The organism is Candidatus Aegiribacteria sp., from assembly GCA_021108005.1.
Taxonomy (GTDB): Bacteria; Fermentibacterota; Fermentibacteria; order Fermentibacterales; family JCC-6; genus Aegiribacteria.
Genome location: JAIORS010000006.1, coordinates 1 through 4982, shown reverse-complemented (window position 1 = coordinate 4982; position 4982 = coordinate 1). Strand labels below are relative to the sequence as shown.

Genomic DNA, 4982 nt, shown 5'->3' with positions numbered 1-4982 from the left:
AGAATCTCTCCATATTCATGAGCTAATATGTTCCGCAAACCTATAATAGCACTCCAGGGAACCGAGGGTACTCCACTTCTGAAACCCTCAGAAAGACGTTTTGCAGCTTCACCGATAACGAGCAATTGTCGTTCTACAGCATAACGCAGCATTTTGTCCGATTGGAATTTATGCAGGTTGATGTTGGTCACAAATCCTTCGATATCCCGAGCAGCAGAGATAATATCGAGGATGAAGGCAGCGTCTCTATCTTCAGGAAGCAAAAAGAGGTATCCTCTCAGATAATATACTCTTGCGGCGGATGGGATTCACCAGCGAATCCATCTCTACCAGATCAATCTCTGAACCCAGTATTCCCTCAAGGTCTGACTTAATAAGCATTAGGTCCAAGTAGCTGAGTTGTATGTTTTCCTGGAACTCAACCAGGAGGTCTATATCGCTTGATTCCGTTACATCACCCCTTGCGCATGATCCAAACAAGAACAGGCTCTTCACACCATGCTCCCTGCAATATGTCCTGACTTTTCTAACAATCCGATCTGGTATTCCCATTTCAACCTCCGATTAGAATATGTAAAGAGTCAATTGCAGTGTCATCTATGCCATTCCCTCAATGTACGTTCCGTTAGCAATCTCTTCTCCCAATGGTCACCCATTGCCAGAATCCGCATCCTCTTCCCTGTCTGTAGTCTCAGGAGGGCTAGCCATTGGTTAACTCTTGCCCGTGATATTCCATGTTTCCGGGAAAGTTCAGCCTGTGTTAGCCCCTCCCTCTTCATCTCATCCTGGAGTTCTTGAGCATAGATAATGGAATTACGGTAAGTCTTTATAGGCTTTGAGTTAGAAACCCTTGAATTCAGTTGATATTCCAGTTTTATAATCGGACCACCAAAGGTTCGAGTAGATCGGGAATCGAGGCGCCATTTCGGCTCTACCCCACCGATGGGGGCACTTTCCGATATTCAGCTTTCTCAATCAGGTGGGTATGATCCATTCATAAAGGCTAATCGGTATATGACATAGTGACTTATCGGGTCCTGCGGTACAGCGGCAATTCCGTTTTCGTTTACGTAAATTTCCCAGCGAGATGCATTCAGTAAAACTGGGAGAATTGCCGTCAGAAGATGTTCGCAATCCAGATTGTACAGGTCAAAAATAATTTCTTGTTCGAATCCGCGCTGAACCCAGATCCGGTTTTAACTGTCAACTCCAACTGATGAAATCATCGGATGATTCAGAGCTTGTTCAGTGTTTCCGCAAGCAGTTCAAGCTCCGTATAAAGCGTCATGAGCACAGCTGAATTCCTCCGGGGCACAAAGATGAAAACCGGTGATAAGCTTGGAAGAGATTAGAAAGGCTGGGCTGCTGTTCCATACTGGGCTTATGCTGTTTTCCATCGCTCCGGCGCTGATCGTATTCCTTATTATGCTTGCAGCAGGTGTGGGGCTTCCGATCTCACTAGTAGCAGGACTGCTTACAATAGTTGTGTTTCAGGTAAATGGATTACTGTTCGAAAAGCGTTTAACAGACAACCCGATACCACTGAAGCTTTCATTCTGAACACTGAAGGCACTTCAAGGGAAGATTCTTAAAATAAGGGACAGATTCGGCACGCATTTCGCAATAGCCTCGGGTGGAACCTCGGCCAGAAGAATTGGAAGCCGCACTTGAACTGTTCTCGACTGAATCTAACTGGTGAATATGGAGCTTAGGATGAACAGGATACCGGCAGCAGCTGTAAGGGAGTAAATGATCACTCCAAACCAGCTGATGTGTTTCTCCTGATCCAGCGCGAAACGGGCTCTTTCAGGGTTCTCTTTTAAGTATACTACCTCGAATTCGGTTGCCATTAACTCTCTGGAGCGGGAGCCACACATGTGTCTCCTGCTTTTGACATGGTGAGTATAACCTTCGCCATCTTTAAAATCGGCAATAAGTCGGTATTGGGAGCTCTGAAGCTCATCCTCGTTTGGATACGTGACCCTGTTGATCACGCGAGCTTTTGTCCTGAAACCTTCGCTGAACAGATGGCAATCCTGTCGCCAATTGTAAATGAGCAGCAATAGCCGCCCGGCACCGAAAAATGAAAGGATAATTCCTACCAATAACATGACTGATATCATTCTCCAAGCGGTATCATATCCAGATTACCGTTAACATAAACATCCATTGCTTCTATCCATTCCCTGATATTTTCTTCCAGAGGCCCGATACTCAGATCCGGCATAAACCAGTACTCTGTTTTTAAGATAATACCAGCGGCATCATAAACAAAAACAGTCAATTGAATTTTATCCAGTACAAAGGTCCTGCCTTCTGAACCAATGTAAACATCATCAACAGACCCAAACGCATAATTTGAATCTCCAAATGCAAGGCCAATTGTATCAACAACAGTCAGAGTACAAATACCTACCGATTGAGTATCCCCGGTTACTGGTTGATCAGCATCCCCGCTGCATGAAATACTCACTTGAGAAAGCAGTATAGATGTGATGACTGCAGAGGCTATCTGTAATATACTCTTGCTGGAAATCAACCTGGGAATCACGTGCCAATTCCTGCATTTGTATTATTGATCAATAGTTCTATGCCTTTGCTGGTTCAATCTTTTCGAGTTCACCAGTTCTTATTTCCTCAAACTGATTAATCAGGATATCACCTTCAGGAAAACTTGCGATGATTTTAAGATTTGCTCCCATTGCATTCAGAATTTCGCGTAGAGTACTTATGAACATATCTGACTGATGTTCCATTTTTGAAATAGAAGCCTGTTTCTTTTTCAGAGTTTCAGCAAGCTGCGTTTGGGTCAGTGCTAAAGCTTTCCTGAGCTCGCTCAACTCCATTTCATATAAAAGCTCAAGGGTTCTTTCCTTAACCCTTGCCTGTCTTTCAGGAGACATCTTGTCTACAAGGTTCTTGAAAGGTTTTGACATTATTTTTTCTCCTTATCTAGTGCACGCAAATGATCGGAATAGATCCTATCTGCCTTTGGAACGAACTCTTCATACCATCTATCAGTACCGGTCTTACTACCTCCTATTAAAAGAACTGCATTCCTTCTCGGATCAAATGCATATAGTATCCGATAGGGATCACCAGCATGTTGAATTCTCAACTCTCTCATATGGTTAAACTTGGAATTCTTTATCCCTGAGCTGTAAGGAAATCCAAGTCCAGTACCTCTTTCTTCCAGCAAACCCACAATAACTGCGACAGAATCCTGCTCATCGCAATCAAGGTTATTCCACCAACACTCAAATTCAGAAGTGTATTCAACTCCGAATGACATATTATCACCTTAAAGATATATAGCTTCTGAGCTATATTTTGTCAATCCCAGGCAATTCCCGAATTCACATTTGTCTCATTATCTGATCCACTCTGTTCCTAATAGCCATATGCAGACTGAATATATTGATTCAACTCCTTGTGTATTCATCATTAACATATTCATGCATATTTATCGAATATCTATCTTTCGCAACTGCCTTTCAGTAAACAGTTGCCTGCTCCATTAATCGCCCGTCTCTTCTATCTCTGAGATCAACATTTCCGGTAGTTCTAGCAGATTGAGCATCTGTGTTACTCTTGTCCGGGACAAACCAAGCTTTCTTGAAGGATCAGCTCGATTCAATTCTTCCATCTCCATCTTCAGAGACATCTCACGAGCCAGGATGATTGGATTTCTGAAAGTCTTCTTCGGTTAGTGTTTTATCTTATTGATTAGCATTGTATCAAACCATAATATGGTTCACTGGAAGACACTACCGAGGCGCCAAACCCTGCTTTACGGAATTACTTCCCAGCGAGCCCCCCGTCCTCGTCCTTCAAGGCTAATCTTACCCTGGTTCTTCAGTTCAGAAAGGATTCTCTTGATAAGCTGCGGGCTTACCGAGGGAAGCTGTACAGCGAGGTCTGCCAGTGTAAACCGTTCAAGCTGTTTCAGAATAGTCTGCCTGACGATATCGCTCTTTACAGGGCGTGACGCAGTGGATTCCACAAGAAGTTCAAATTCAGCATATGCTCTTTGCAGCATGCCCAGAAAAAAATTCCACCATGGTATGATCTCATTTGTTCCATCATGCCATCCCCTTGAGCACTTCTCCAGAACGCGGTAATAATCTTCCTTGTTTTCCTCGACAATGCGCTCAAGACTTACGAAACGCCCCACTTCAAAACCATTCTCCAACAGCATGAGTGTTGTCATCAACCTGGAAACACGCCCATTGCCATCCCGGAACGGGTGAATGCAAAGTAGATCCAGGATATAGGTTGCGATGACCAGAAGAATTGGTATGCGTTCTACCTCACAGACTTCCCTGTAGTTTCGGCAGAGAACCTCAACCATTTCTGGGGTTTCCTCAGCGGGTGTTGGAATAAACCTCACTCTTCGCTCGCCATTAGGGAGCAACTCGACAATCTCGTTGTTCTTTCTCTTCCATTTACCTGCATCACCGGACACACCGCCTTGAGCCAGGTAGTGCAATTTCTTAATTACTTCCGGTGAAACAACAATCCGATTCTTTCGATTGAAAGACCAGTCCAGAGCCTTCCTGTACCCTGATAGTTCTTCTTCAGAGCGATCCAGAGGTTTTGCCTTACCCAACACTACAGGGCGCAATCTTTCAGCTTTAACGGTCACGCCCTCGATACGGTTAGAGGATTCAACACTCTGTATGATTGACAGTTCCCGCAGAAATTCAAGAACCTCAGGTTTCTTCCTGATCCAGAGTTCCTGTTTCCCCAGGGCTTCCATGCACGAACCAAGTAACCACACGGTACTTACGGGGATGGTAACTCCCACAATTATTTCCGGCTCAAGAGAAAGCATTTCTTCACCTCCTGATATGGTAGCTTAATAATAGCTTATTTTGTGGCAAGTAGCCAATTCACTGCATCAAGCTATGTCTTTGGGGTCGGTCTTTGGGGTCGGACGCAACTTCTGGTCACTTGTTAAATTTGAGAAAGTATAATAAAAG

At 44.1% G+C, this 4982-nt stretch carries 8 protein-coding genes; 1 reads left to right on the top strand and 7 read right to left on the bottom strand.

Going from position 1 to position 4982, the window contains the following annotated elements; translation table 11 throughout:
* Together K8S15_00320 and K8S15_00315 are read right to left on the bottom strand one after the other, a co-directional pair.
* A partial coding sequence (locus K8S15_00320) for a DUF86 domain-containing protein (GenBank protein MCD4774477.1) occupies positions 1-263 on the bottom strand: 263 nt, incomplete at its 3' end.
* Positions 253-552: a nucleotidyltransferase domain-containing protein gene (locus K8S15_00315; protein MCD4774476.1), complete on the bottom strand. Its 300-nt coding sequence runs from the start codon at positions 550-552 to the stop codon at positions 253-255. The genes K8S15_00320 and K8S15_00315, both read right to left, overlap by 11 nt.
* A 777-nt stretch (positions 553-1329) precedes the next feature.
* Between K8S15_00315 and K8S15_00310 the strand changes: the two genes are divergently transcribed.
* A complete protein-coding gene (locus K8S15_00310; protein MCD4774475.1) occupies positions 1330-1560 on the top strand; it encodes a hypothetical protein in 231 nt (76 codons plus the stop codon).
* A 128-nt stretch (positions 1561-1688) separates the two neighbouring features.
* Here the strand turns inward: K8S15_00310 and K8S15_00305 are convergent, their stop codons facing one another.
* From K8S15_00305 to K8S15_00285, 5 genes are all read right to left on the bottom strand, one after another.
* Positions 1689-2111, bottom strand: coding sequence for a hypothetical protein (locus K8S15_00305; GenBank protein ID MCD4774474.1), 423 nt, complete (start codon positions 2109-2111; stop codon positions 1689-1691).
* Between the two features lie 8 nt (positions 2112-2119).
* On the bottom strand, positions 2120-2551 hold the full coding sequence (locus tag K8S15_00300; GenBank protein MCD4774473.1) for a hypothetical protein: 432 nt from the start codon (positions 2549-2551) through the stop codon (positions 2120-2122).
* 37 nt (positions 2552-2588) lie between these two features.
* A complete protein-coding gene (locus K8S15_00295; GenBank protein ID MCD4774472.1) occupies positions 2589-2936 on the bottom strand; it encodes a helix-turn-helix domain-containing protein in 348 nt (115 codons plus the stop codon).
* The gene (locus tag K8S15_00290) at positions 2936-3292 is read right to left on the bottom strand and encodes a type II toxin-antitoxin system RelE/ParE family toxin (GenBank protein MCD4774471.1); all 357 of its coding nucleotides are present in this window, start codon (positions 3290-3292) and stop codon (positions 2936-2938) included. The genes K8S15_00295 and K8S15_00290 overlap by 1 nt, the downstream gene beginning before the upstream one ends.
* A gap of 498 nt (positions 3293-3790) precedes the next feature.
* The gene (locus tag K8S15_00285; GenBank protein MCD4774470.1) at positions 3791-4834 is read right to left on the bottom strand and encodes a Fic family protein; all 1044 of its coding nucleotides are present in this window, start codon (positions 4832-4834) and stop codon (positions 3791-3793) included.
* Positions 4835-4982 lie beyond the last annotated feature (148 nt).